The sequence below is a fragment of the Aliiglaciecola sp. 2_MG-2023 genome, from assembly GCF_030548145.1.
GTDB lineage: Bacteria > Pseudomonadota > Gammaproteobacteria > Enterobacterales > Alteromonadaceae > Aliiglaciecola > Aliiglaciecola lipolytica_A.
In genome coordinates this window covers 80,966-104,337 of the sequence record NZ_JAUORY010000014.1, presented here as the reverse complement: position 1 = coordinate 104,337, position 23,372 = coordinate 80,966, and the positions used below count along the sequence as shown (strand labels likewise).

Here is a 23,372-nt window from a genome sequence, read left to right as displayed (position 1 = left end):
ATATGCAGATGCGCCCAACCCAATGGGCGCAATAAAATGATCAGTATTAACGATTATAAATCTTGATGAGGACCAAATAGTTCATAATGAATACGGCTGTTATCAACGCCTAAATCTAGTAGTTGAGTTTTAATAAAAGCCATAAAATTAACCGGACCACAAAGATAAAATTCACCATTATTTATCGGCAACTCCGTATCTAAATCGCGAAGATTCATTAAGCCGGTATAGTTACATCCTTCTCCACCTTGATTAAACCAAGTCGCGGTTTGTAAGCGATTGTAAAGGCGACTAAGCTCATTTAAATCATTGGCAAATGAGTGTTGCTCTGGGGTTTCGCATGCGTGTAAATAGATAATGTTTTCGGTGTTTTTATCACTCAACAAACTTTGTAGCATGGCCATCATGGGAGTTTGACCGACGCCTGCAGACACAAGCACTGTTGGCGTTGCATTATCACGTAAATAAAAGTCTCCGGCAGGCGGGTATAGCTCTACAACACTGCCTTGAGGTAAAGAATGCAAATAATTAGAGACTACGCCAGGTTTGGGGAATAACTCTTTTTTAACGCTAATACGATAATTTTTGCCGTTAGCTTTTTGCGAAATAGAATACTGCCTAATTTGTTCATACTGACAATTATCAGGTTTGATTTTGATCCCTAAATATTGGCCAGGTTTATGGGAAATTACTTCCTTACCATCTACGGGGGTAAGTTCAAAGCTTGTCACTAACTCTGACTCTTGCTGTTTATTCGTAATTTCGAATTGACGTGTGCCAGACCAACCACCTTGGGTATTTTTGTTATGGGCGTACAAAGCTGCCTCTTCAGTGATGCATATATCACTTAACACTGCGTAAGCTTCGCGCCAGGCATACTCCACCTCGGGGGTAAATTGGTCAGGAATGAGCTCTTTGAGGGTAGCAATTAAGTGTCCACCTACAATTGGATAGTGTTCCGGTAAAATATTAAGACTGGCATGCTTATGATTAATCCGTTCCAGTGCATCTTTTAGTACAGCCAATTTATCAATATTTTGCGCGTAAGCAGCTAAGGCGTTAAATAATGCAAATTGTTGTTTTCCTTTTGCTTGGTTTGTCATATTGAAAATATTTTTAAGTTCTGGGTTGTGACTAAACATACGTTTATAGAAATGTTCAGTTATGACTGTGCCAGCTTCCGCTAATAGCGGAACTGTGCTTTTAACTATTTTTATAGTGTTATCAGTTAGCATATTTGTATCCTAAAGTGTTGTGACTATTATCCACGACGACCATCAATGCGAGGCCGAGTTAAAATCGGTATGCAATGAATCAAAAATAATAAAAAGGCCACTAACCACAACACAGCACTCAATTGCCACGCAAGGTATGACTCAATAAATAGGGGAAAAAGCGAGCGAATAATTCCTGCGACCATCACGAGCGCAAATGCGACTGCCATAAAATGTGGGATCACTAAGGGTCTTCCTGTATGACCGTGGGATACACGGGTCATCATGGCTAAAATCATCATTCCAATAGTACCGATGGTGATAAGGTGCAGTGCATCTTGGAACTCAATTAGCTCGCTACTTAAACTTAAAGCGACTAAAAATAATCCCACACTCAATGTGAAGTAAGAAATGTGTAACGACCATAATAAAGGCACGTTTAACACACCTTTATTCCACCAAAAATACGATCGAATCAGATGCAGCACGGCAACCAAGGTGAATCCTAAAGCTGGATTAATATCGTTAAGAAATAACTTACTGATAAAAAATAAAGCAATGGCAAGTATTGAAGAATACAAAAGCGCGATATCGATTTTAGGCGTGCTTACTTGCTTGGCGAGCTGCAATCCTTTGGCGGTAAAAAAGGGGATAACTCGGCCAGCAACAATGCCAATTAACAAGGTCATAATTAATACCGCAGTATCGACGGTGGCCAAAGCATACTGCACATCATGGTTCAATATTAACGCCAAATAGAAGGTGTTTAATGCGCAAAGCACAACCAAAACGGCTAACAAGGGATAGTTATTTTTATTTTTTACTTTGAACAACATGTTAGCCAGAGTCGCTATCGCGCCTAACCACCAAATTAACTGCAGTATCATGACTAAATATAAATTCAGGTTGGCAAAGTCTGGTACAAGGATAAAAAAACAAAATCGCGCAGCTAACCATATAAAGGTGAGCCAGATTAAAGGCGTTCCACTGATACTTGGAACTCCTGTCCAAGTTTGTGCTGCTGTCAGTAAAAATCCTACCGCGACTACCCCAGCGAAACCAAATAACATTTCGTGAGCGTGCCAAAGCGTTGCGGGAATTGTTAATTGCCACGCAGTGTATCCAGTTAAAATCAGCAGCCAATAACCCACAGATACCAGTGCGAGCATCGCTCCCATCAAAAAGAATGGTCTAAAGGCAAGCATCCAAACAGGACTTTTGGAAAACGCTAGAATACCTTTTTTCGGTGTTTCTGGCTCCTGTAAATTGATAGGGCGCATTAACGTACCTCCTGACCTAAGCCGTGCTGCGCTATAAAGCGAACGACGTAGCCAACTTTCAAAATGGCAGCCATAATAATCGTACTAATGTGGGAAAATGTTTGCGTCAACATTGAAAAATGCTCGGCAAAGGGGTAACTAATTAAAATACTCAGAACGATTAAAATAACACTAATAATCAGTACTAAATTAGCGCCTAGCAATAATGATTTAAACTGTGTATCAAAGGTTAATTGTCTATTTACTGTGTTCATAACTTCCTATTAAACACTTACCTTGGTTGGAATATTGCAGGTATTGATTACACTTACTTCAATAATGACTTTACAGGTTTCGTGCCAATAAATTTTATTGATAAAATTCAATTGGTTAGGTATTTGTGCTTTACATTTAGAGTCGAAATGACCTATTGTTTAACGTGTTTATATAACTCGAATAGGTCTTTTTGACATGGTTGGGCAAGTTGATTTTTCAAAGGTAGCATTGCAACTGGCACAAGCAACTTTGCACCAGAAAGTTTATGATCTGTTACTCAACACCGTTCAACAAGTTGTTCCCTGTGATGCTAGCGCGTTGTTACAGTTCCAAGGTGAGCAACTAAAACCGCTTGCTATCAAAGGTTTGATGCCAGACAGTTTGGGACGGCGCTTTAACATATCAGAACACCCTAGATTAGAAGCCATATGCAGTGCTAAACAGGCTTTGCAGTTTGCTCACGATTGTCCCTTACCTGATCCATATGACGGTTTACTTTTAGCAAAAGAGGGAGATATTCCAGTTCATGCCTGTTTAGGTTTACCATTATTAGATGGGGATTTGTTATTGGGGGTGCTTACATTTGATAGTTTGAATGCCAGCGCCTTTAATAATATCAGCAGTGAAACCTTAAATAAGTTACAAGCACTTTGTAGCGCCCACTTCAAAATTGCCTTGCAGCTTGCGCAATACAAACATCATGCGCAACAGTCTACTGCTCTGGTACAAGAGCTCAACCGCGAAGCGTTAACCCGTGATGGTGGCGAAATTATTGGTCAAAGTCCGGCAATACAAACCCTTAAAAATGATATTCAATTGGTCGCTGGGTCTAATTTTAGTGTACTTATTTTAGGTGAAACAGGCGTTGGAAAAGAATTAGTTGCACGTAATATCCACTTGCATTCTGCGCGAAACGATCAACCTCTTATTCATCTCAACTGTGCTTCATTACCAGAAAATCTTGCGGAAAGTGAGTTCTTTGGACATGCTAAAGGGGCATTTACCGGCGCGCAGAACGCACGTCAAGGCAAGTTTCAATTAGCCAATGGTGGAACCATATTCTTAGACGAAATTGGCGAGCTTCCTTTGGCAATGCAAAGTAAGTTACTTCGCGTTTTGCAAAGCGGTGAAATACAAACTGTTGGTGAAGACACCCTGAAGTATGTGGATGTAAGGGTAGTGGCTGCGACCAATCGGGATTTGAAAAAAGAAGTGGCACAAGGGCGTTTCAGGGCTGATTTATATCATCGGCTGAGTGTCTATCCTATCAAAGTGCCACCACTGCGAAAACGCGAACATGATGTGACTTTATTAGCCGGTTATTTTATCGAGCAAACAGCCCGTAAATTAGGCATAAAACAACTTAAACTAAGCACTGAAGCACAGTTGCTACTCAATCAATATGGTTGGCCTGGTAATGTTCGGGAGCTGGAACATGTGATTAGTCGCAGCGCATTAAAAGCAATGCAGAGTCAGTGGCAAAACCCGATAGTTACGATTACTCGTGAACATTGTGACTTAATGCCACAGATACAGCAAAATGTGACGACTGCAGAGCAAAACATTGTCGATTATGCAGCCAATCAATCGTTGAAAAAAACCGTTGAGTCATTGCAGTACAACTTAATTACTGAACAGTTAAAACTGCACAATTACAATTGGGCAGCGGTTGCTCGCGCACTTGACCTAGATAGGGCGAACTTAGTTAGGCTTGCTAAACGTTTAGGTATAAACATCAAAAAAACATTGTAAACAACGTTGTGCTAAGTGCAGGTTTTAGTCATTCTACTTTTCTAGCAACGGCCTATCATTAGGAGCCAAGCTGAAAAATGAAGCGACAATAAAAAAGATGCCGAAGCATCTTTTTTCACTGTGGTTATTTACTCACTCTATTTTTCTTCATCGTATTTTATATATTCAAAATCGTGCTCTGACTTGGACATATTAAATGAATACATTTCAGATAAAACATGGATTCTAAAGTCTCTTTCAACCACGGCTTTCCATGGACGAACACAAATGTAATGGGTCAGGCGGCGGCATGAACGACTTTTAGTCATAATGTTGCGGGCTATTTCCCAAGCACGATCTACAATGTTCTCGCGCTCTACTACTTCGTTTACTGCGCCAAGCTCCAAACAGGTTTGAGCATCCATAGCTTCGCATGTCAGCATCATATAGTTACCGCGTTTCACACCTAAGATTTCCTGTAGACAAAGACCCATACCGTCACCAGGTACATGGCCGCTATCCATGCCGTAGTGGTCATCCTGCAACACGAAATCAGGAGTACAAAGGGTGATGTCACTCATCATACACATTTCCCAATGAATCCCTTTGCCGTTAATTACAGCTATTGTGGGAATTTCGAGATCATTAATAAAGTTCTCTACAATTTTGAGAGTGTCGTAGATTTGCACATCAAAACGTTTGTCGTCATCTGGTGATTGCTCAACTTCTTTGAATGACTCAACATCCCATTCGTTGATCCACTTATCGTCAGTTGAGGTGAGGATAAGTACTTCATTTTCTTTATCGTGACCTATGACTGTCCATAATTCAGCAAGTGCGTGGTGGAACTGATAACTCCACTTTACTGGACCGTTTTTGGTGTGCATTTTCACTTCGAGAATGCCATTTTCACGTTTGAACTTGAAAAAGTCCTTAAACTTTTCGCTGTATTCTTCCAATTTAGGTACTTGATAATATTGATTAATAGCCATTATGTTGTCCTCTTTAGGTTGCGATTTTCGCTCAATTAGTTGTTGTTTGTTTCGCTTTCGCGACTAAGTGTTCACGTACGCGAGTGCGCACGTCGTCTGCGGCTTCAGGCGTCCATTGGCGAAAACCGCCACCCGTCTTCATGCCTAATTGTCCAGTTTCGACTCGCTCAACCAATGCGGCTTGCGGTGATGAACTGGTATCTAGTGATGGATAAATTGTGGTTAAAATACGCAGGGTGAGATCCAGTCCGACTAAATCAGATTGCTCCAGTGGACCGAGCACCGCTAGGCGTTGGCCAAATCCGTACTTCACCACGTCATCAATGGTTTCTGCATCGCAGACCCCAGCTTCAAGCATCGCAATGGCTTCGCGTTTCATTGCATGCTGTAAACGGTTGCCAATAAAACCTGGAATATCCCGTTTAACGTGAACTGATTTCATGCCTACCGCATCAAGTAATGCAATGGTCTGTTCCACCGTTGTTACGCTAGTCTCATCCCCTTGCACCACTTCAACCAATCTCACTAAGTGAGGTGGATTCCAGAAATGGGCACCCACAATACGTTGTGGATGCAAAATACCTTTGGCTATCTCAGAAATCGGGATGGCCGAGGTGTTACTCGCTAATATGCATTTTGGGCTGCTAAAGCGGGCTAGTTGGCTAAAGATGTCTCTTTTTACATCTAGTATTTCTGGTCCTGCTTCAATGACAAACTCAGCGTCTTCCACCGCAGGTTGTATCTCTGTGTATAGGCTTAAAAGATCTCCCTTATCATAAGGTTGTTCAAGCAGTGTAAAAATGTCACTGATTTGCTGCTCAGCTTGCTCAAGCACTTGCAAATTGGGGTCAACTAAATTGACTGGGTGACCAGCAGCTAAAAAGCGCTGAGCAATACCGTGTCCCATTAAGCCTGCACCTATTACGGTGACCTTAGGTTGATCTGCCATTGTCATTACCCCGCTGTAAAGCCGCCATCAACGTACATAATCTGACCTGTACAAAAATTTGAAGCAGGTGACAATAAATACAACGCCATACCGACTAAATCTTCTGGTTCGCCGAGGCGTCCCAAAGGTAAACGAGACAAAGAACGCTGCTTAGTTGCTTGTCCTAATTCATTGTCTTCGTCAAACATCCAAGCGGTGAGTTTTGAGCGGAATACCGTAGGCGCAATTGAGTTGACGTTGATACCATGTTGTCCCCACTCAGTAGCGAGTACTTTGGTCAACATATCGGTAGCACCTTTACTGGTGCAATAACCTGTGTAGCCTGAAATATTGCCGTGGCGACCGCGCACAGACGACACCATAACTACTTTACCGCCAGTTAAGTTATTGTTGATGCGATAGGTGCCATAAGCTTTAGCCATGAACCAGTTACCACGCACATTAGCATCCATAACAGCTTGCCAATCTTCATAATCTTGTTCGTGAATAAAACCTGCCTTGTTGTAACCTGAACCGATAAACATCAATTCAATATCGCCATAGGCTTCTACCGCTGCATTCACCATCGCATTGGCGTCTTCTAATGTATCTGGACGCAAATTTAGAGTTTGTACAGTGCCGCCCACTTCGCGACATTCCTCTGCAACTGCTTCTAATTCTTGTTTGTTGCCAGCCACTAAAGTCAACTTTGCGCCAAGTGATGCTAAGGTGATGGCCACAGCGCGACCAAAGGCCCCGGATGCACCTGTAATCAATGCTGATTTGTTACTCACGTCAAACAAAGATAATGGATTTTTCAACGTTTCAGATATCATAATCTGATCCTCCTAGTTGGATATCACTACAAGCATAGTGACAACTTTATTACTGCGATTTTCAACTGCGCGTTCTTCATTAAATTCAATGACGCAAGAGTCTAGTGGACCTAAAACCGTTTCTTTTTGAGTTCCATTTTCCTTGGTAAGAATAGTCACTTCGCCGTCGAGTACGATATAAGCTTTCTCGTTTGGAGAAGAAGCCCATTCCGCACCGCCACCGGGGAGGAAGTAAGATAAACAACAGCTAAATGCGTCGATATTGGTGGCATCTGCGCCTTGTAGTCGTAAACCTGCCATATCCCAATGTTGTCTAGCTTCATAGGTTTTGGCGTCGTTCAATTTAGTTACTTGCATAATCGTCTCCTTTATCGATCACATAAGATTGTTCTGGGTCAATAATCGCCACAAGTCGAATACCGCAGCCATCGCCACCAGGCCAGCGCCATGGGAAGCCCATAAAAGTACAGCGTTTTCCGGTGACTTTATCGATGTCTCCACCAACGTTTTCGATACCGGGGATCCCCGCTGCAAGTAGTGCTTTATGAGATGGTTCCCAATGTGGGAAGTCCTTCATCACATCGCGACCTGTTTCTTCTTTGTATTCTTTAAATAAGTGGTGGTGAGTAGGGCCAGGACCATGATCTACCAATTTAGTCCCAAGAGGGTGGTCTAAGGCCTGTACATCAATGCCCAATAATTTTATTTTGTGCTCAACCAGCCACTCAGCGCCTTCTTTATAAAGTCCCGGGGAATATTGATAATATTCATCGTTATCCCCCAAGTTTTTGTGGCTGCCAGTATTGATTATCACAATGTCGTTTTCGCGGATTTGTGGTCTGGCTTTCTCTAAATCTTCGGGTGTTACTACGCCCCATTTTCCTTTCGGTATCGACACTACTACGCCGGTGCCAAAAAAGCGCCAAGGCTCAAAGTCATCTAAATGTGGCGCGTTTTCGGTTACATGAATAGGTGCATCCATATGGGTGCCGCGGTGCATAATGCCTTCCCATTCAAGTACTTGGCAGCCATTCATGGCATGAAATTGTTGGGTGCTAATGGCAATACCTTTAGGGCTAGATGGCCATTGAGGCATACCATGTCCCCAACGATTACTTAAATCAAAAAACTGTAAACCTTGTGTTGTTTGTGACATTACGCTCTCCTTATTCCTGATTCGTACCGGGTTCGATACGGTATTGCCCATTTGGATCTGAAATTGCCATTAATCGAATTACGCAAGCATCTCCTTCATTCCAACGCCAAGGCATGGCATGGAAGGTAGTGCGTTTGCCGGTGACAGAGTCAAGGTCGCCGCCTACATTCTCGATAGTTGGAATGCCGTTCTGTAACAATAATTTGTGAGCTGGTATCCAATCAGGAAAGTCTTCACTTGCACTTCGGCCGGTTTCAGCTTCATATTCTGGGGCTAGTCGTTTCATTGTTGGGCCATTTCTGTGCAACCCTAACGAGGTAGCAAGAGGATGGTCGACTTGCGGAGTGTCTACTCCCAACATTTTGATTTTTTTATCCACGAACCATTGAGCTGCATCTTCTGTGATGCCTGGAGAGTGGCCAAAATAGGCTTGGCTATCAGCATAAAGGTGATGCCATCCGGTGTTGATCAAAACGATATCACCGGCATTAATATATTGATCAAATGAAGCTAAATCAGCGGCGCTAACTTGCTGCCATTTTTGTTTGGGTATAGAAATTACGACGCCTGTACCCCAGAATGTTTCTAGCGGCAATTCGCCGATGCCTTTGGCACCAGAGACTAAATGAATAGGCGCATTAACATGTGTTGAAGTATGAAAAGTCGTTTTAAATTTCTGGCTCATCACACCATGTTTCGCGTGATTCACTGAACGGTATAGAATAAGTTCATCGTGTCCAGGCAAAACGGGTTGATTGTGATGCCATGGGTGGCTCAACTCTACAAATTGAAGGCCAGTGTTTGGTTCTGTTCTAACGGTCATTTTGTTATCCACAGTTGCAAGGTGTGAAAAGAGTATTGCACGGGAAAAGGGACGCTTCGACAGGGTTGTCTTAACTATTGAAACACTATTTAAATTTAAATGGTTTTTAGGCTTAGACTGCAGAATACTTGGGTTGGAGGCAATTTATTGTCAGTTTGAAACTTAAGGGAGTTACAATTATGCAACAAACTTCACCAGCATCTTTATTTAGCCTTGATGGCAAGTCAGCCCTCGTAGTTGGTGCTACGGGTGCGTTAGGATCGGCAGCAGCAAAAGCGTTGGCCGCAGCAGGTGCAAACATTACATTAACAGGCTCGAATAGTGAGACATTATCGGCCCTTGCACAGGAAATTCAGTCTTACGGGGTAGAGGTTTCCTATTTTGTGGGCAGACCGGAAAACGAAGAAGTGGTAGAGCGCATGCTCAAACATGCAACGCATAAACATCCACTCGATATTTTAGTCTGTGCCTCAGGTACGGCTGTTGTAAAACCTATCGCACAAATGAGCCCAGAAGAATTTGATAGAGTCATGGACGCCAATGTAAAACAAAGCTGGCTGGTATCAAGGGAAGCCAGTAAAGTGATGACCGAGCAAGGTCGTGGCGGAAAAATCATCTTAGTTTCCTCGGTGCGTGCTCAGTTTGCTACCGCTGCCGGTACGTCAGCCTATGGTACATCTAAGGCTGCAGTCAATATGCTTACTCGTTCTTTAGCCGTGGAACTTGGACCACATAATATTTGTGTTAACGCCATCGCGCCTACAGTATTTCGCTCGGCATTAACGAGTTGGTTGTTTGAGCCAGAAGCTGCCGACAAACGCGCCGATGTGCTAAGTCGAATCCCGTTAGGGCGCCTAGGAGAGCCTGAAGACTTTAATGGAATCTTTATGTTTTTAGCATCCGCTGCTTCAAACTTAGTGACTGGCGAAGTGATTAATATCGATGGTGGCTTCTCTTGCAATTAAAGGCCTTGCAATTAACGGTATTGAAGAATGCCCAAGCGTAACAGCTCGGGCACAACCCGTTGATTAAAAGCGGGTTGGCTTTGAGCAATAATTGCTGCAAAGGTTTGTTTCGTTATCGGTTGACCATTTGCATCATGAAACGCATTCTGCAAGTCGCCTAATTTATCCCATGCCGCACCAACGTCACCGAATACCAACGCCCATAAATACAATCTATCTTTGATAGGTAACAGCAAACGTGTACCAATCAACGGCGAAGCAAGGGGTCTTCCATGCTCAAGATGAATATCTTGTTTTAGCAAGGTTTGATTCAATAAAGAAGGCATACATAAAGTACCTTGTGGCGAAGATGGGGCAATTGGTTTCGCCAATGACATAACCCGAGTAGCCAGCAATTGAGTCACTAGCTTTTCAGCTTCTAAAAAAGAACTGGCTAGTTTCGCTTGGTAACGCTCACATAATTTATTGATCAACGCGTTTATCGTACTGCAATCTGCATGATCTCTAAGCAAAGATACAATAGTCGGGGTGAGTAGGTTGGCGGCTGGAAATTGAGTCGTAATGTGGCCAATCATGTTATCGCTAAGGGCGCCTGGCGCAAAATAAAAATGACATTCTCCAACTCTTTGTAACAATGACGAGGTTGAAGGTTTGGCCCCTTTACAATAAATATCTTTACGTTGTGCAATATTCCAAGCTATATCTTGCAACATTTGCTGTGTTGCCACTGAAAACTGTTCGCTATTAGCTGGTAGTCCCAAGTGTGCAGAAAATTCGGCTATATTATGATGTAGGCCCGCACTGCCGACAAACTCAAGCCCAACACTTTGTGCTTTTGCAATAATGTCGCGACTCCAAACGCTGCGAGGTTGCAGGTTGAGCACTTCGTGGGCTTCATCCTCTGGGGCATTTGCAAGCAATCGGGAAAAACGCTCGTTTGCTTGACCATTTTGTTGGAAGAATTGGCCGTTATTTCCTCTGACTTCAGCCAGTAACTGACTCGCACCTTTGAGCTTCTCAGCACTAGATCCTGAATACTCGGTGGAGAGTTGTTGCAACATGCCATACAAAGTCGCGTTTTGAGTAATACCCGGTAAGGCACAGTAATCTAAAAAGAATAAGCCTCCTTGTACAAGTGCACGGGTCGCAACATCGAATAAATCTGTTTGGCGTTTTTCATCGAGCCACGAAAATACGCCACTGGCCGTGCAATAATCAAACTCCTTCAGGTTTAATTGCCCAGCATCGGCTATATCGCTGCAGAAAAATTGTAGATTTTTTAAATTTGCTTGGCGGGCGAGTGTTTGCCCTTGTTCAATGTGTGTGGGATTGATGTCTACCCCAACAAACTCAGCTTCGGGGTAGGCATCCGCTAATAGCGTTAAGGTATGTCCATTCCCGCAAGCTAAATCTAAATACCGAAAATGGCCTGCAAATTTATGTGCAGGCCAACCCGATAGTAGGGCTGCAGTAGTGATGTGAACAGGTGTTTGTAATGCACCAAAATCTGAATTAAACGCGACGTCTTGAGTGTATTCTGAATTCATTACTGCACCTGTTAGCTAATTATTATTCTGCTGTTTCCACCCAAGGAGCACGGGTTTCGGGTTTACGTATATCGTAGATAAAGTTACCGTCAGGTCCATAAAAAAGCGATTCTGGAGGAGGACCTTTCGCCGCTTTTGAAGGGAGCGCTGTTCTTGAGGTTAACTGTTTTGACAAGGCAGCTACTAAATCTGGGTGCATTGCGGCTAAATTATGTTGTTCAAATTCGTCCTCTAGCAGATTAAACAACAAAGTATCAGTACCTTCTTTTATCAGTTTAAACGGCCACTGATACACGGCTTTTGATTTTGCCGTACCAAGTAAAACTGTCCTTTGAGTATTGTCTGTGGTTCCTGTTTTTAACAGCGTAAACATACTCTGACCATCAAAATTAGCTGGATCATATTGGATGTCCGCGGCGTCTAGTAAAGTGGGCAGCCAGTCTTGCGTAAAAAGTGGTGATTCTGCAATATTCTTCTTACTCAAACCTGCTGGCCAGCGCACAATGGTAGGTACACGAACCCCGCCTTCGTAGGCGCTAGCTTTGCCTTTTAACAGTTGGCCGTTGTTCGCTCCCGCTTCCAAGTTACCTCCATTATCACTCATAAATACCACTAAGGTGTTGTCGGCAATACCTTTGTCTTCAAGTGCTTGAAGTACTTCACCAATACGCTGATCAACATGAGATGTCATGTCAGCAAATACACGACGGTCAGCCGATGGTATCGCGCTATAGTCGTAAATTGGCTCAGGCACATATTGCAAAGGCGTATGTGGTGCATTTAATGATAAATACATGAAAAAGGGGGCATCGTTGTTATAATTTTGGATTTTTTCGATTGCCTTGTGGGCTAACAAATCAGTGGCATGTCCTTCTTCTCGCAGTGAGGTGTCATTGTGTTGCCAATCAAGACCACCAAAATACACATGAGTATAGAAATCAACAAAACCACCTAGGAAACCATAAAAATCATCAAATCCTCGGTTGTGGGGCATTGCAGACTTCTTAGCCATGCCTAAATGCCATTTCCCTACCATCCAGGTTTGGTAACCTGCATCCCGAAACATCTCAGGCATAGTTGTCAGGCTCTCAGGCAGCATAGCATCGTTTTCCATTGGCCCATCAATGCCAAACCCTAGAGGGTTTTTTCCGGTCATTAAAGCAGCCCGAGTGGGGCTGCATATGGGATAAGCATAACTATGACTTATAACCACGCCTTGATTGGCCAACGCGTCTATATTAGGCGTTTTAATCTCAGACCCTAAATAACCCACATCACCGTAGCCTAAATCGTCTAGCAGAATAAAAATAATATTCGGCTTAGCATTAGTTTGTGACGCTATTTGAGTTTCAGCTTCCGTTTTAACACAACCATTAATACAAACGCTTAAAACCAACACACCAATAAGGTGCAAAACAGACTTAGTTATATTCATAATACTTAATACCTCTTAAAGCACTAATCAAAAGAAACTGTAGGCTAGATTAATTCCAGCGGTTCTTGGTTCACGTAAGCGAACACTAGTGTTGTAAGACATACCTGAGATGCGTCCATCAAAAAAGCGCACTGCGCCTGCAGGAGAGTCTTCATCAAACAAATTATTGACGTACAATTCGATTGACCAGTTATCGGCGCGAATACCACTGCGCAGATTAACCATAGAATATGCAGGTAAGTAGTCGGTATTGATTTGCTCAACATAACGTTTGGAACGATATTGGTAGTCAACTCGGCTATAAGACACTAAATCGCTGTTTAGTTCCACCGTGTAGGTAGCATTTAAAGACCAAGTGAACCGCGATAACATAGGCGGCGCATTGCCACCAATAGTTGCAGCACAGTTATAAGGCTCAGTAGAAGTTGCAGCAACACCATAATCTAACGGAATGGGGGAACATGCATCATCTTTAAATTCCAGTCCGGTGTAAGAGATAGCAGTACCTATGTCAAGATAGTCGATTGGTTGCCATTCACCTTCAAATTCGATTCCCGCACCACTTAAATCTCCGGTATTTAGAAATAATCGAGAGTAGTAATCATCTGCAGTCGTGCCTTCAGATAGCTCGCCATCAGAGGGAGTCCAGTTAGCTGTAGCTGGCTGAACGTAGCCTTCCCAATCTAAATAGTAGAGGGCTAAAGAATAGCGGAAGTCGTGGTCTGGCAAATACCCTTTTACGCCTAGCTCATAACTCACAATCACTTCTTCTTCATAGGTTTGAAATGCATCTAAATCGAAGCCTTCTTCTGCGGCAGTTTGCAGCAAAATTGGATCAAGGGCATTGGCATTGAAGCCTGCAGGGTTAGTACCTCGAGCTAACTGAGCATAAACATTATTGTTGTTGTCTAATTCATAACTTAGGGCAATACGAGGCTGGAACGATTTAGTATCGCTGCTGGATTGAATATCACTGTCAACTCCTCTGGCTGCATTTTCTGGATAAACACTGTCTATCTCATCAGATTGGTAACGTCCTTCAATCGAGCCAGTTAAACGGTCGGTAAATTGATAACCAAGGTTGAAAAATACGCCGATATTTCTTGCGCCTTCAGAATATAAGTCCATCACCGCACCGGTAGATTTATTCGCATATACCGTATTCAAATAGTCGTACTCATATAAAGAAGCACCGACCAACCAGTTGAAATCACCTTCGTCTGATGAGGCCAAACGCACTTCAGCATAAGTTTCATCGCTTTCTGGTGAAGAGGCCACATGTATGGTGGTCACATCATTGTAGGCATCACGATCAAAAGAGGTATCACCCACTTCGTCAGTGACAGCGCCTAAGACTGTTAACGCCATGCCGTTATCAAACTCAATCTCAACTGAGCCTTGAATCCGTTCACGATCAACCCGTGTACCAGGATTAACGACGGGGTTAACCGCGTGATCAAAGTTGTAGTCAAAATAAGGCTCTATATGATCGATTTCGCCGTTTATCACACAGGCGTTACTGCCGCCATTGATGACACATAAACCGTCACTATCAAGGGCGTAGGGCTCAAGTTGGTCAAGGTTAGCAAACAATACAGCCGTGTGACCGTCATCAATTTCTTGGTTGAGGTACATCAATTCAGCTTTAATATTATCGGTGGGTGTATACACTAGTTTCACAGAACCTAGGCTGTCTTTTCTCGCGCCTAATTGATCACCCGATGTGGTTACCCATTCACTTGGACCACCATAGTTATTTGACTCTAAGGTGACTGCCACGGCCAACTTATCTTCTATTAAGGGGGTAATTAATGACAGGCTAACATCTCGGGTTTCATCTGTTCCAAGTCTGCCTCTAACATCAAACTCTAAATCACCAGAAGGATCCGGATCGCGGGTAACATAATTAATCGCACCACCAAATGTAGAGCGACCAAAAGCGGAACTTTGTGGGCCACGAAGTACTTCTACTTGCTGTAAACCTGCAAAAGAACTCATCCCTTGAGCACCGACAATGGGAATGCCGTCAATAAAAGTGGTGACCTTAGCTCTGATTGATGAGTTTTCAGTGGAGCCTACACCGCGAATGGCAGGCTTGTTAGCGATACGACTGCCGTCTGCATTATTTTCCACACCAGGCATCAGGGCAAATAAACTGGTAATGTCAGAAACACCAGCTTGGGTCAACTCATCACCAGTCATTGCGGTGAGAGAAACGGGAACATCTTTTTCCTGTTCACCGCGTTTACGCGCATAAACAAGAATTTGTTCTACCGCTTCTTCTTCAGCGATGTTGGGTTGTTCTTGTGCAAATAGCTGACTATTACCAACCATGGGATTTAGCAAAAGCGTACAAACCGCTAGTGCCAGTGGGTTTCTTTTAAAACGTCTTTGTACAACATTACTCATAAGTACTCCTCAATGCGCCAATGCATTTTCGTGAAACGATCAATGTAATAAATTTGTTAAATCTAGGTTACGAATGGTCGATTCTCCGGTCAATGCATGTGTTTCACATGTTGAAACGCTTTGAAAGTAAACTGTGGGCCCTGTTGTGGCATTATTTGCGCATATACTGCAGATTGTCTCATATGGTGAAACGCCTATCTTGCTGATGAATACTTATCACCCTTACTATTGTTAACGAAAGTTTAACAAATTAAATGCAAAAATCGGGTGATTAGTCATGGTTTCTCAACAAATAAAGCAAATTAAGCGCGTCGCGGTAATTGGCGCGGGCGTAATGGGTGAAGGAATTGCGCAAGGTTTTGCGCAAGCCGGTTTACAAGTCGATGTATATGATATTTCGGAAGAAGCCTTAGTGCGATGTGAAAATGGCATCGCGCGTAATTTAGAGCAGTTTAAAAAACATCAATTAATCACCGAAAACCGAGAAGATATACTTCAGCGAATTAGCTACACAGCAACCACCGATGTCGCTGAGTATCTCTCATCGACGGATGTGGTGATTGAGGTGCTACCTGAGCTTATTGAGCTTAAACAATCATTGTTCGAGCGCCTAGATAAGTTACCTGAAAATATTATTCTAGCCACTAATACCAGCAGTATGACTGTGTCTGAAGTCGGCGCCAAAATGGCCACGCAGCATCGTTTGATTGGCCTGCATTACTTTAATCCTGCACATATTATTCCAGCAGTAGAAGTGCATAAATGTGCGCAGACCTCACAACAGACTATTGATTTAACCCTTGAACTAATGAAATCAATTGGCAAACAGCCGGTTTTGGTTAGAAAAGAAATTCCGGGATTTATCATTAACCGTCTAACCGGTGCTATGGAGCGGGAAATCGATTATTTGTTGGAGCAAGGGGTAGTCTCACCTGAAGACTTAGATACTGCTGTAAAGGCCAGTTATGGTTTCAGGCTTGCGTGCCTTGGACCAATGGAAGCCGAGGATATGATTGGCTTAGATACCGCAGCTAGGGCATCAGCCAACATTTTCCCAACGTTAAGCAAAGCCGATTTACCCTCGCAACAACTTATCGATAAAGTTGAGCGTGGGGAATTAGGATTAAAATCCGGTGAGGGCTGGTATCAGTATCACGACGGGCGCGGTGACAAAAAAGTGGCAATAAATAACGAACGTTTGCTGCGTCAACTAAAGCTTTTCATTGCAAACAATTAACCCAGCTTATCGAAACTAAAACTCGTTTTTATTAACGACAAATATTATTTGGCAAGGATTACACCTATGAAACTTATTTCTTTTTCTGTCGACTCTCCCTTTGGACCGATCAACCGTATAGGTGCGCAATTGCACGAGTATGTTGTCGATCTTAATTTCGCTTACGCATTTTATTTGAAACAGCACACTGATACTGAACGTTGTCAGCAAATAGCCGATGCAATTGTTCCCGCTGATATGTTGTTGCTGTTACAAGGCGGCAGCTACAGCATGGAAGAGGCGAAAAAAGGATTGAATTTTGTTAAATCTCGCTACACAAATAATCAACCCATGTTTGGACCTGACAACCAGCCTTTACAATTTTTGATGTCGCAAGTTACTTTGCTCGCCCCTGTGTTACGTCCAAATTCCATACGCGATACTATCAGCTTCGAAACCCACGCCAAGAATTTTGAAAAACGAACGGGTAAACCGATTCCAGAGCTTTGGTATCAACAGCCGCTTTATTACAAAGGTAATACAAGCACGGTTTGCGGTAATAACAGCATCATCCCATGGCCAAAGTATACTAAAAAGCTCGATTTTGAATTGGAATTCGGTATTTATATAGGCAAAACGGGACGCAATATAAGTGCTGAAGATGCAGCGTCTTATATTGCCGGTTACACCATATTTAATGATATTAGTGCAAGAGACGTTCTTCAGCAGGAAATCACTATGCTTTTAGGGCCTGCGAAGGGAAAAGATATGGATATGGGGAACGTAATGGGACCTTGTCTGGTTACACCCGATGAAATTGATCCTGCAAACCTGAAAATGGAAGCACGAATAAATGGAGAAACTTGGTCGTCGGGCAATACATCTGACATGTATTGGAGCTTTGCCCAAATCATAGAGCATGTATCAAAGTCTGAGACACTCTATCCGGGGGACTTTATTGGTTCTGGTACCATCGCCTTTGGTTGTGGTGACGAACTTGAGCGATGGATAGAACCGGGAGATAACATTGAACTGGAAGTTGAAGGTATCGGTATCCTGCGCTCTCAGGTCGGTTCACCCGAGTAATACGCTGTTTTTTGCCTGTAGCAGAATGCACCCTGCTATGGGCTTTTTGCTGTTAATGATTAATTTTCAAACCTCCATTCTTACAAAGTGTTCACAAATTAAATACACTATATAAACTTTTTGTCTCAAATAGTGAGACACCTTTATTGCGGAATTTAGCGTCGGCAGTAATATCTGTTTAACCAATATTAGGGGGCGCTATGAAAGAATGTGACTCATCGTCTACCGTAGACAAAGCCATTCGTATTCTCATCGAACTGGCCAAAGAAAATCAAGAAGTTGGCACTACGAGTCTAGGCAGGAAATTGGACATTCATAAAGCAACCGTGTCTCGGTTGTTAATGAAGTTGGCCGAGCATGAATTTGTATATAAAAACAAAGAAACAGGCAAATATTGGCTAGGACCGGCTATCTATCAGCTTGCAATGACCATGGCAGATGTCAATTTTGATGAAATTCTGCATTTAGCAAGACCTCATATAGACGAGCTTAGAGACTCATTACAAGAAACGGTTACTTTGGAAATATGGTTAGGTAACTCTACTGTACCTACTTACTCCGCTCCTTCTAACCTGCCGTTAAAAGTGGTGCTTCCACCGGGCGAAGTCCTGCCATTACACACCGCAGCCGGTGCCAAAGCAATACTTTCATACATTCACGACGAGCGGGTAGATATGTTGTTGAAGGGGGAGCTTGAGAAAATAACACCCAATACCATTACGGATAAACAACAATTACGCCAACGCCTGATTGATTACAACAAACAAGGGTATGCCACAGATGAGGAAGAGTTGCATTTAGGAATATGTGCAGTGGCGGTGCCAATCTTTAATAGTATCCGTCAGCCAATTGCTGCCATTGTGGTGTTAACACCGTCTTCTCGCTTTAGCCAAAAACTAGAGCCGTCGTTAATCAGTAAATTAAAAAAGAAAGCCGCTGTTATCGGCACGGAGATGATGAAACGTGGAATCAGATATTAAACTCGCGCAACACAATCCTTTTGTAGATGAAACTCATAATCCGTCACTAATAAGTTGGCTGAAAAGTGCCAACGGGCACCCGAGTTTCCCAATTCAAAATTTGCCGTTTGGGGTCTTTATTGACGCCGAACAGATACCACGCTGTGGCGTCGCTATTGGTGACTTTGTGATTAACCTTCACACCCTCGGATTGCAGCGGATTTTCAGTGGTAAAGCGCAAATTGGACTCGAAGCGCTAAGGGAAACCTGTTTGCAACGTTTTATGTCTTTAGGGAGAGATTTCTCTGTGGCGTTTCGACAAGCGTTATCTAATGCCTTAACGGATGGGTCTCAGCATGAAATGGCCGTTAGGAAGGCGTTAATTCCAAGCGCTGACGTAAGTTTTTGTCTGCCTTGTCAAATCAGTGACTACACTGACTTTTATACGTCAATTCATCATGCGACTTCGGTAGGGAAATTATTTAGACCAAATAACCCTTTGCTTCCAAATTATAAGTGGCTGCCCATTGGTTATCATGGCAGAGCATCAAGTATTCACCCTTCTGGTATACCGGTTTTTCGTCCCATCGGGCAAACCTTAAATGCCGATACTCAACAACCAGAATTAACAGCCACTGCGAAACTCGACTATGAAGTTGAACTGGGAATTTTCATCGGTCAATCTACGGAGTCCTTTGAGCCGGTTTGCATTCAGCAGGCCGATGCTCACTTCTTTGGCGTTAGTATGCTAAATGATTGGTCAGCGCGGGATATTCAAGCTTGGGAATATCAGCCTTTAGGTCCGTTTTTGTCGAAGAATTTTATAAGCAGTATTTCGCCTTGGATTATTACCGCTGAAGCCTTGGCACCATTTAGAGTGCCGCCAACGAATTACCAAGATAGGCCTGAAGTTGTAAATTTACAAAGCAATGAGAATAGCCTTTTAGGGGGATTCGATATTCAAATGACATGTCACATTAGAACCGAACAAATGCGACATCAAGGAATTCCAGCATTCAAGTTAAGTCAAACCACGTTTAAACATGCATTTTGGACTATAGCGCAGATGATAACCCATCATACGCAGACTGGTTGCAACCTTAATTCTGGTGATCTTCTTGGGTCGGGAACGCAATCTGGGCCCACCGAAAGTGAGGCCGGCTCTTTACTTGAAATAACCCAAGGCGGGCAACATCCAATCCATTTACCCAGCGGTGAGAAACGTTTTTTTCTTGAAGATGGGGATGAGATTGAAATTTCCGGTTATTGCCAATCAGAAAATGGATTACGCATTGGAATTGGTTCTGTTAGTGCTGTTATTTATCCGCCCAAAAACACTAAACCGACACAAACTATCAAACCTGCTGCAAGTAGTGACTCTGCGCTTTGTCACAGCGATCCTGTCGCGCATTTAGGAGAGTAAATCCGTGAATATAACCCTAATTATCTGTGTGCTTGCTTATGAACTGATTCTAATTGGTGGAGTCGGTTATTACGTATCAAGGCAATCTAAAAAGAGCACTGTTGCCCATGATGCCGAGTTTACTCATGGCGGACGCCAGTTAGGCGTCACTGTGATTGCCGCCACTTTGGCTCTTACTGTGCTAGGTACGCCGCATATTATGGGCATTTTCGAACTGTCATGGGATATGGGAGCGACCTCGTTGTGGTTCTCAATAGCACACGTCATTTTGTTGGTGATAGTTTGTTTGAGTACCGGACTGTGGATGCGTCGCACTGGGGTGAATTCTGTACCTCAATTGCTCGAAGATTTGTATAACCCAGGGATTCGAGTGGTGGTGGGCTGCGTGATGGCTGGCTCCATTTTTGGCGTATTAACCTTAGAAACCCAAGGTCTGGCGATTTTGCTCTCGGCTATGACCGGGTGGAATGTGCAATACAGCGCAATCGCTGGTGGAGTATTAGGGATACTCTACGTGGTGTTAGCGGGTATAAAAGAGGTGGGTTGGATAAATGTGGTAAACGCCATCCTCATGTATATAGCTGTTATTCTGGCTACCTTATTTATTGCCTTCCAACTTCCAAACAACGATTTTAGTTCGGTTGCCGATTTTTATGTCAGCAGCGGTAACGAAGAAGCCTTGTCGGTGTTTGGAAATCCACATTTATTATGGACATTCGCGTTTGGTTTGGTTGTTGCGTTGGTATTTAGCCAACCGGCCAATCAGCCCCTATTGCAAGTTTGCATGAGTGCAAAAGATGAAAAAACCATCGTTAAAGCACTTTGGATTGCTGCGCCTATTAACGGCATGTTTGGGGTTTTCATTTGCGTGATAGGCCTAACGGCTAAATCAATTCCAGAATTTGCAGCCTTGGGTCCGAAGACAGCGGCCACGACCATGTTGGTTAATATGCTTCCTGGTTGGTTGGTGATTCTATTACTGGGTTCATTTATGGCGGCAATACTTTCGTCTTTTGCGATGACTGCCTTGGCACCAGCTACCATTTTTAGTAACGATATTTATCGTCGATTTTACCGTCAAGACGCGACAGAAAAAGAAATCGCCAAGGTGACACGAATCGTAATTGTTGTGTTATCCATTATTGCCATTATGGTGGGCTCGTTCTTACCGCAAATATTGGCGTCTGTTGGTTGGGTTCTTGCGTGGTTAATGCCGGTATTGTGGTTGATCGTAAGCGGCTTATTTTGGAAGCGTTCAAGCATAGGTGCGGCAATTACATTAGCTTGTGTGTGGTGCGTTAATACCGTCTGGTCTTTTACCAACCTGCCACAGGTGCTAGGAATGGCAGATATTCCTAACTCTTACATTATGCTGATTTTGACGGTATTTGTGGGTGTTACTACTAACTTACTGTGCCCTGGTAAAGATAAGTATTTCAATTCAGTGGAATATAACGCGCAAGTTGTTGCAAATAGTAAAACAAATTGAAAAAGGAAGTAACATGTTCTGGCATATTTTTTTACAAGTATTTATCATCATAATAACAATCATGTTAATAGGTTATGCTTTTTACCGAATTTTTTATGCGGGTAAGTGGTAATAACCGATTAAAAATAAACGAGGGTAATATCATGCAAGAATTCGAAATCACTCATTTTTGGATGTTAGGTGTAATGTGCGTTATGTTTATATTTTTAGGCGCGGCACTTATTGGGCATTATCACAATCAACCACGTTAAACTTTATTTCTGTTCATTCAATATAATAAAAAGGGTCAGTATGGGTTTCACACTGACCCTTTTTGTTTTTAACTATTTAAGATTTGCGGCGACGCAAACCCATAGCGAACATGCCTAAACCAAGCAGTGCAATTGCGCCTGGTTCAGATACCACACCATAAGTTAGGTTGTCATAACGCACATCAAATGAATTTCCATCATTCTTAGCGTTCAAAATAATATCACCAAATGAGCTTGTACCAGATGCTGTTTCTGAGTACACCATAGTGCCATTAACAAAATACTGCACTCCGTTATTCGCAGCTTTGTACGCAATCGTGTTGAATTCATCTAGATTAAAAAGCGTTGATAGGTCAACCCACGCGTTATCCCATATTGCTAAACCGGCGCTAGGATCGGTAACTCCGGGTCCTTGAAATTCTAAAATGGGGTAGCTAGATATATCATTCGCATCATTTTTGCCAACTCCCCACATACCAGCGAAACGCTCGCTATTAGACCACGCCGAATCAATGTACATATCAACTGATACGAAGTTTGAGCCAGTAGTGTCGATTTTCATACCTTGAGTATCGTAAAATGCACTGGGTCCAGTACCAAAAGTTGAACCATCAATACTCATCACAAGTTCATTATTTATAATTTGGAATCCCGCTGGCGCAGCACGGTCTACAGAAAAATCTGCCAATGAGTCGCCATTATCAAAAGTTTTAGTGACCAATGTTGCTTGACTAGACATTGTCATAAACGCCGAACCTAAAACTACTAATTTCATTAATTTAGAAAAATTCATAATACTTCCTTTTTAATTTAGATTTTCACAAATTTTTAAATTTGCACTCTGGTTTTTGCATATTCCAAGCCAAAATAAAATATTATTAATATTCAGTAGCTTAATTTTAATTTGTTATTTAAATGTTAATTTTTTTGACAGTTTATAGGAGCGTTAGGGAATAAAAATATGCAGAGTTAACTCAACTCGAGAGCATTGAGTTTGTTAACGTTATCGTCTTTGCTGAACAGAAAAAATCCTAGATTGTCTTATACTATTAAGCACAATGTTGTGAGTAATTAACTTACTCTAATGTGAGTGTGACTATGAATCTGAGACAAATAAAAAAGCAGAAAAAAAGCATACAAAAGGTGGAAGATGCAGTTGATGTTAGTTCTTCACCTTGTGATATGGCAAGGTTTGCTGATTATTTTTTGGGTTTGGATAAAGAACCTAAAAAACCGATAGAAGCGAAACTGCCCATCAAACACCAAGAAGAGCCAGATTAGTCATCTGCTATGCTGATTTGTTTAATACCTTTTATTGTTAATACTGCTAGCCGCAAACAAAAAACCAGTGCTGCAAGAACACTGGTTTATATGTAT

General features: G+C 42.6%; 21 protein-coding genes. 8 read left to right on the top strand and 13 right to left on the bottom strand.

Annotated features, from left to right (window positions below; genetic code table 11):
* Positions 1–53: 53 nt before the first annotated feature.
* The 3 genes from hmpA to Q4567_RS14595 are packed head-to-tail and all read right to left on the bottom strand — an operon-like array spanning position 54 to position 2,748.
* The gene (gene hmpA / locus Q4567_RS14605) at positions 54–1,235 is read right to left on the bottom strand and encodes an NO-inducible flavohemoprotein (RefSeq protein ID WP_216047149.1); all 1,182 of its coding nucleotides are present in this window, start codon (positions 1,233–1,235) and stop codon (positions 54–56) included.
* Positions 1,236–1,261: 26 nt separating this feature from the next.
* Complete coding sequence (locus Q4567_RS14600) at positions 1,262–2,494, bottom strand: NnrS family protein (RefSeq protein WP_216047148.1); 1,233 nt, start codon at positions 2,492–2,494, stop codon at positions 1,262–1,264.
* Positions 2,494–2,748, bottom strand: a complete 255-nt coding sequence (locus Q4567_RS14595; protein WP_303500871.1) for a hypothetical protein — start codon at positions 2,746–2,748, stop codon at positions 2,494–2,496. Before Q4567_RS14595 ends, Q4567_RS14600 begins: the two co-directional genes overlap by 1 nt.
* A 196-nt stretch (positions 2,749–2,944) precedes the next feature.
* On the opposite strand from Q4567_RS14595, the gene norR reads away from it, so the two are divergent.
* Positions 2,945–4,501, top strand: coding sequence for a nitric oxide reductase transcriptional regulator NorR (norR, locus tag Q4567_RS14590; protein WP_303500870.1), 1,557 nt, complete (start codon positions 2,945–2,947; stop codon positions 4,499–4,501).
* Positions 4,502–4,638: 137 nt separating this feature from the next.
* Here norR and Q4567_RS14585 read toward each other — a convergent pair whose 3' ends face one another.
* The 6 genes from Q4567_RS14585 to Q4567_RS14560 are packed head-to-tail and all read right to left on the bottom strand — an operon-like array spanning position 4,639 to position 9,215.
* Positions 4,639–5,472: an enoyl-CoA hydratase/isomerase family protein gene (locus Q4567_RS14585; protein WP_216047145.1), complete on the bottom strand. Its 834-nt coding sequence runs from the start codon at positions 5,470–5,472 to the stop codon at positions 4,639–4,641.
* Between the two features lie 31 nt (positions 5,473–5,503).
* The gene (locus Q4567_RS14580; RefSeq protein WP_252728823.1) at positions 5,504–6,421 is read right to left on the bottom strand and encodes a 3-hydroxyacyl-CoA dehydrogenase family protein; all 918 of its coding nucleotides are present in this window, start codon (positions 6,419–6,421) and stop codon (positions 5,504–5,506) included.
* Positions 6,422–6,426: 5 nt separating this feature from the next.
* Positions 6,427–7,236: an SDR family NAD(P)-dependent oxidoreductase gene (locus Q4567_RS14575; protein ID WP_303500867.1), complete on the bottom strand. Its 810-nt coding sequence runs from the start codon at positions 7,234–7,236 to the stop codon at positions 6,427–6,429.
* Between the two features lie 12 nt (positions 7,237–7,248).
* Positions 7,249–7,593, bottom strand: a complete 345-nt coding sequence (locus tag Q4567_RS14570; protein WP_303500865.1) for a cupin domain-containing protein — start codon at positions 7,591–7,593, stop codon at positions 7,249–7,251.
* Positions 7,580–8,392, bottom strand: a complete 813-nt coding sequence (locus Q4567_RS14565; protein ID WP_216047141.1) for a cyclase family protein — start codon at positions 8,390–8,392, stop codon at positions 7,580–7,582. The genes Q4567_RS14570 and Q4567_RS14565 overlap by 14 nt, the downstream gene beginning before the upstream one ends.
* Before the next feature lie 10 nt (positions 8,393–8,402).
* A complete protein-coding gene (locus Q4567_RS14560; RefSeq protein ID WP_216047140.1) occupies positions 8,403–9,215 on the bottom strand; it encodes a cyclase family protein in 813 nt (270 codons plus the stop codon).
* Positions 9,216–9,394: 179 nt separating this feature from the next.
* On the opposite strand from Q4567_RS14560, the gene Q4567_RS14555 reads away from it, so the two are divergent.
* On the top strand, positions 9,395–10,180 hold the full coding sequence (locus tag Q4567_RS14555; RefSeq protein WP_303500863.1) for an SDR family NAD(P)-dependent oxidoreductase: 786 nt from the start codon (positions 9,395–9,397) through the stop codon (positions 10,178–10,180).
* Between the two features lie 11 nt (positions 10,181–10,191).
* Here Q4567_RS14555 and Q4567_RS14550 read toward each other — a convergent pair whose 3' ends face one another.
* From Q4567_RS14550 to Q4567_RS14540, 3 genes are read right to left on the bottom strand one after another with little or no spacing between them, the layout of a single operon-like run.
* Complete coding sequence (locus tag Q4567_RS14550) at positions 10,192–11,727, bottom strand: class I SAM-dependent methyltransferase (protein WP_303500861.1); 1,536 nt, start codon at positions 11,725–11,727, stop codon at positions 10,192–10,194.
* Between the two features lie 22 nt (positions 11,728–11,749).
* Positions 11,750–13,162, bottom strand: coding sequence for an arylsulfatase (locus tag Q4567_RS14545; protein ID WP_216047137.1), 1,413 nt, complete (start codon positions 13,160–13,162; stop codon positions 11,750–11,752).
* A 27-nt stretch (positions 13,163–13,189) separates the two neighbouring features.
* Complete coding sequence (locus tag Q4567_RS14540) at positions 13,190–15,571, bottom strand: TonB-dependent receptor (protein WP_216047136.1); 2,382 nt, start codon at positions 15,569–15,571, stop codon at positions 13,190–13,192.
* A 277-nt stretch (positions 15,572–15,848) separates the two neighbouring features.
* Here Q4567_RS14540 and Q4567_RS14535 point away from each other — a divergent pair, with 277 nt between their 5' ends.
* The 5 genes from Q4567_RS14535 to Q4567_RS14515 all read left to right on the top strand — a co-directional run bounded on the left by Q4567_RS14535 (position 15,849) and on the right by Q4567_RS14515 (position 21,744).
* Positions 15,849–16,808, top strand: coding sequence for a 3-hydroxyacyl-CoA dehydrogenase family protein (locus Q4567_RS14535; protein ID WP_216047135.1), 960 nt, complete (start codon positions 15,849–15,851; stop codon positions 16,806–16,808).
* Between the two features lie 66 nt (positions 16,809–16,874).
* Positions 16,875–17,873 (top strand): fumarylacetoacetate hydrolase family protein, encoded by a 999-nt coding sequence (locus tag Q4567_RS14530; protein WP_303500859.1) that lies wholly within the window; start codon positions 16,875–16,877, stop codon positions 17,871–17,873.
* 200 nt (positions 17,874–18,073) lie between these two features.
* Positions 18,074–18,853 carry an IclR family transcriptional regulator gene (locus Q4567_RS14525; protein WP_216047133.1) on the top strand — a complete coding sequence of 260 codons (780 nt, stop codon included), beginning with the start codon at positions 18,074–18,076 and terminating at the stop codon, positions 18,851–18,853.
* Positions 18,837–20,255, top strand: a complete 1,419-nt coding sequence (gene fahA, locus Q4567_RS14520) for a fumarylacetoacetase (protein ID WP_303500858.1) — start codon at positions 18,837–18,839, stop codon at positions 20,253–20,255. Before Q4567_RS14525 ends, fahA begins: the two co-directional genes overlap by 17 nt.
* Positions 20,256–20,259: 4 nt before the next feature.
* Complete coding sequence (locus tag Q4567_RS14515; protein WP_216047132.1) at positions 20,260–21,744, top strand: sodium:solute symporter; 1,485 nt, start codon at positions 20,260–20,262, stop codon at positions 21,742–21,744.
* Positions 21,745–22,071: 327 nt separating this feature from the next.
* Here the strand turns inward: Q4567_RS14515 and Q4567_RS14510 are convergent, their stop codons facing one another.
* Complete coding sequence (locus Q4567_RS14510; protein ID WP_303500856.1) at positions 22,072–22,788, bottom strand: PEP-CTERM sorting domain-containing protein; 717 nt, start codon at positions 22,786–22,788, stop codon at positions 22,072–22,074.
* Positions 22,789–23,093: 305 nt separating this feature from the next.
* On the opposite strand from Q4567_RS14510, the gene Q4567_RS14505 reads away from it, so the two are divergent.
* Positions 23,094–23,276: a hypothetical protein gene (locus tag Q4567_RS14505; protein WP_216047130.1), complete on the top strand. Its 183-nt coding sequence runs from the start codon at positions 23,094–23,096 to the stop codon at positions 23,274–23,276.
* Positions 23,277–23,372: the final 96 nt, after the last annotated feature.

Coding starts and splice junctions, on each gene's coding strand:
- hmpA (WP_216047149.1), bottom strand. CDS start 1,235: ATGCTAACTGATAACACTATAAAAATAGTTAAAAGCACAGTTCCGCTA.
- Q4567_RS14600 (WP_216047148.1), bottom strand. CDS start 2,494: ATGCGCCCTATCAATTTACAGGAGCCAGAAACACCGAAAAAAGGTATT.
- Q4567_RS14595 (WP_303500871.1), bottom strand. CDS start 2,748: ATGAACACAGTAAATAGACAATTAACCTTTGATACACAGTTTAAATCA.
- norR (WP_303500870.1), top strand. CDS start 2,945: ATGGTTGGGCAAGTTGATTTTTCAAAGGTAGCATTGCAACTGGCACAA.
- Q4567_RS14585 (WP_216047145.1), bottom strand. CDS start 5,472: ATGGCTATTAATCAATATTATCAAGTACCTAAATTGGAAGAATACAGC.
- Q4567_RS14580 (WP_252728823.1), bottom strand. CDS start 6,421: ATGGCAGATCAACCTAAGGTCACCGTAATAGGTGCAGGCTTAATGGGA.
- Q4567_RS14575 (WP_303500867.1), bottom strand. CDS start 7,236: ATGATATCTGAAACGTTGAAAAATCCATTATCTTTGTTTGACGTGAGT.
- Q4567_RS14570 (WP_303500865.1), bottom strand. CDS start 7,593: ATGCAAGTAACTAAATTGAACGACGCCAAAACCTATGAAGCTAGACAA.
- Q4567_RS14565 (WP_216047141.1), bottom strand. CDS start 8,392: ATGTCACAAACAACACAAGGTTTACAGTTTTTTGATTTAAGTAATCGT.
- Q4567_RS14560 (WP_216047140.1), bottom strand. CDS start 9,215: ATGACCGTTAGAACAGAACCAAACACTGGCCTTCAATTTGTAGAGTTG.
- Q4567_RS14555 (WP_303500863.1), top strand. CDS start 9,395: ATGCAACAAACTTCACCAGCATCTTTATTTAGCCTTGATGGCAAGTCA.
- Q4567_RS14550 (WP_303500861.1), bottom strand. CDS start 11,727: ATGAATTCAGAATACACTCAAGACGTCGCGTTTAATTCAGATTTTGGT.
- Q4567_RS14545 (WP_216047137.1), bottom strand. CDS start 13,162: ATGAATATAACTAAGTCTGTTTTGCACCTTATTGGTGTGTTGGTTTTA.
- Q4567_RS14540 (WP_216047136.1), bottom strand. CDS start 15,571: ATGAGTAATGTTGTACAAAGACGTTTTAAAAGAAACCCACTGGCACTA.
- Q4567_RS14535 (WP_216047135.1), top strand. CDS start 15,849: ATGGTTTCTCAACAAATAAAGCAAATTAAGCGCGTCGCGGTAATTGGC.
- Q4567_RS14530 (WP_303500859.1), top strand. CDS start 16,875: ATGAAACTTATTTCTTTTTCTGTCGACTCTCCCTTTGGACCGATCAAC.
- Q4567_RS14525 (WP_216047133.1), top strand. CDS start 18,074: ATGAAAGAATGTGACTCATCGTCTACCGTAGACAAAGCCATTCGTATT.
- Q4567_RS14510 (WP_303500856.1), bottom strand. CDS start 22,788: ATGAATTTTTCTAAATTAATGAAATTAGTAGTTTTAGGTTCGGCGTTT.
- Q4567_RS14505 (WP_216047130.1), top strand. CDS start 23,094: ATGAATCTGAGACAAATAAAAAAGCAGAAAAAAAGCATACAAAAGGTG.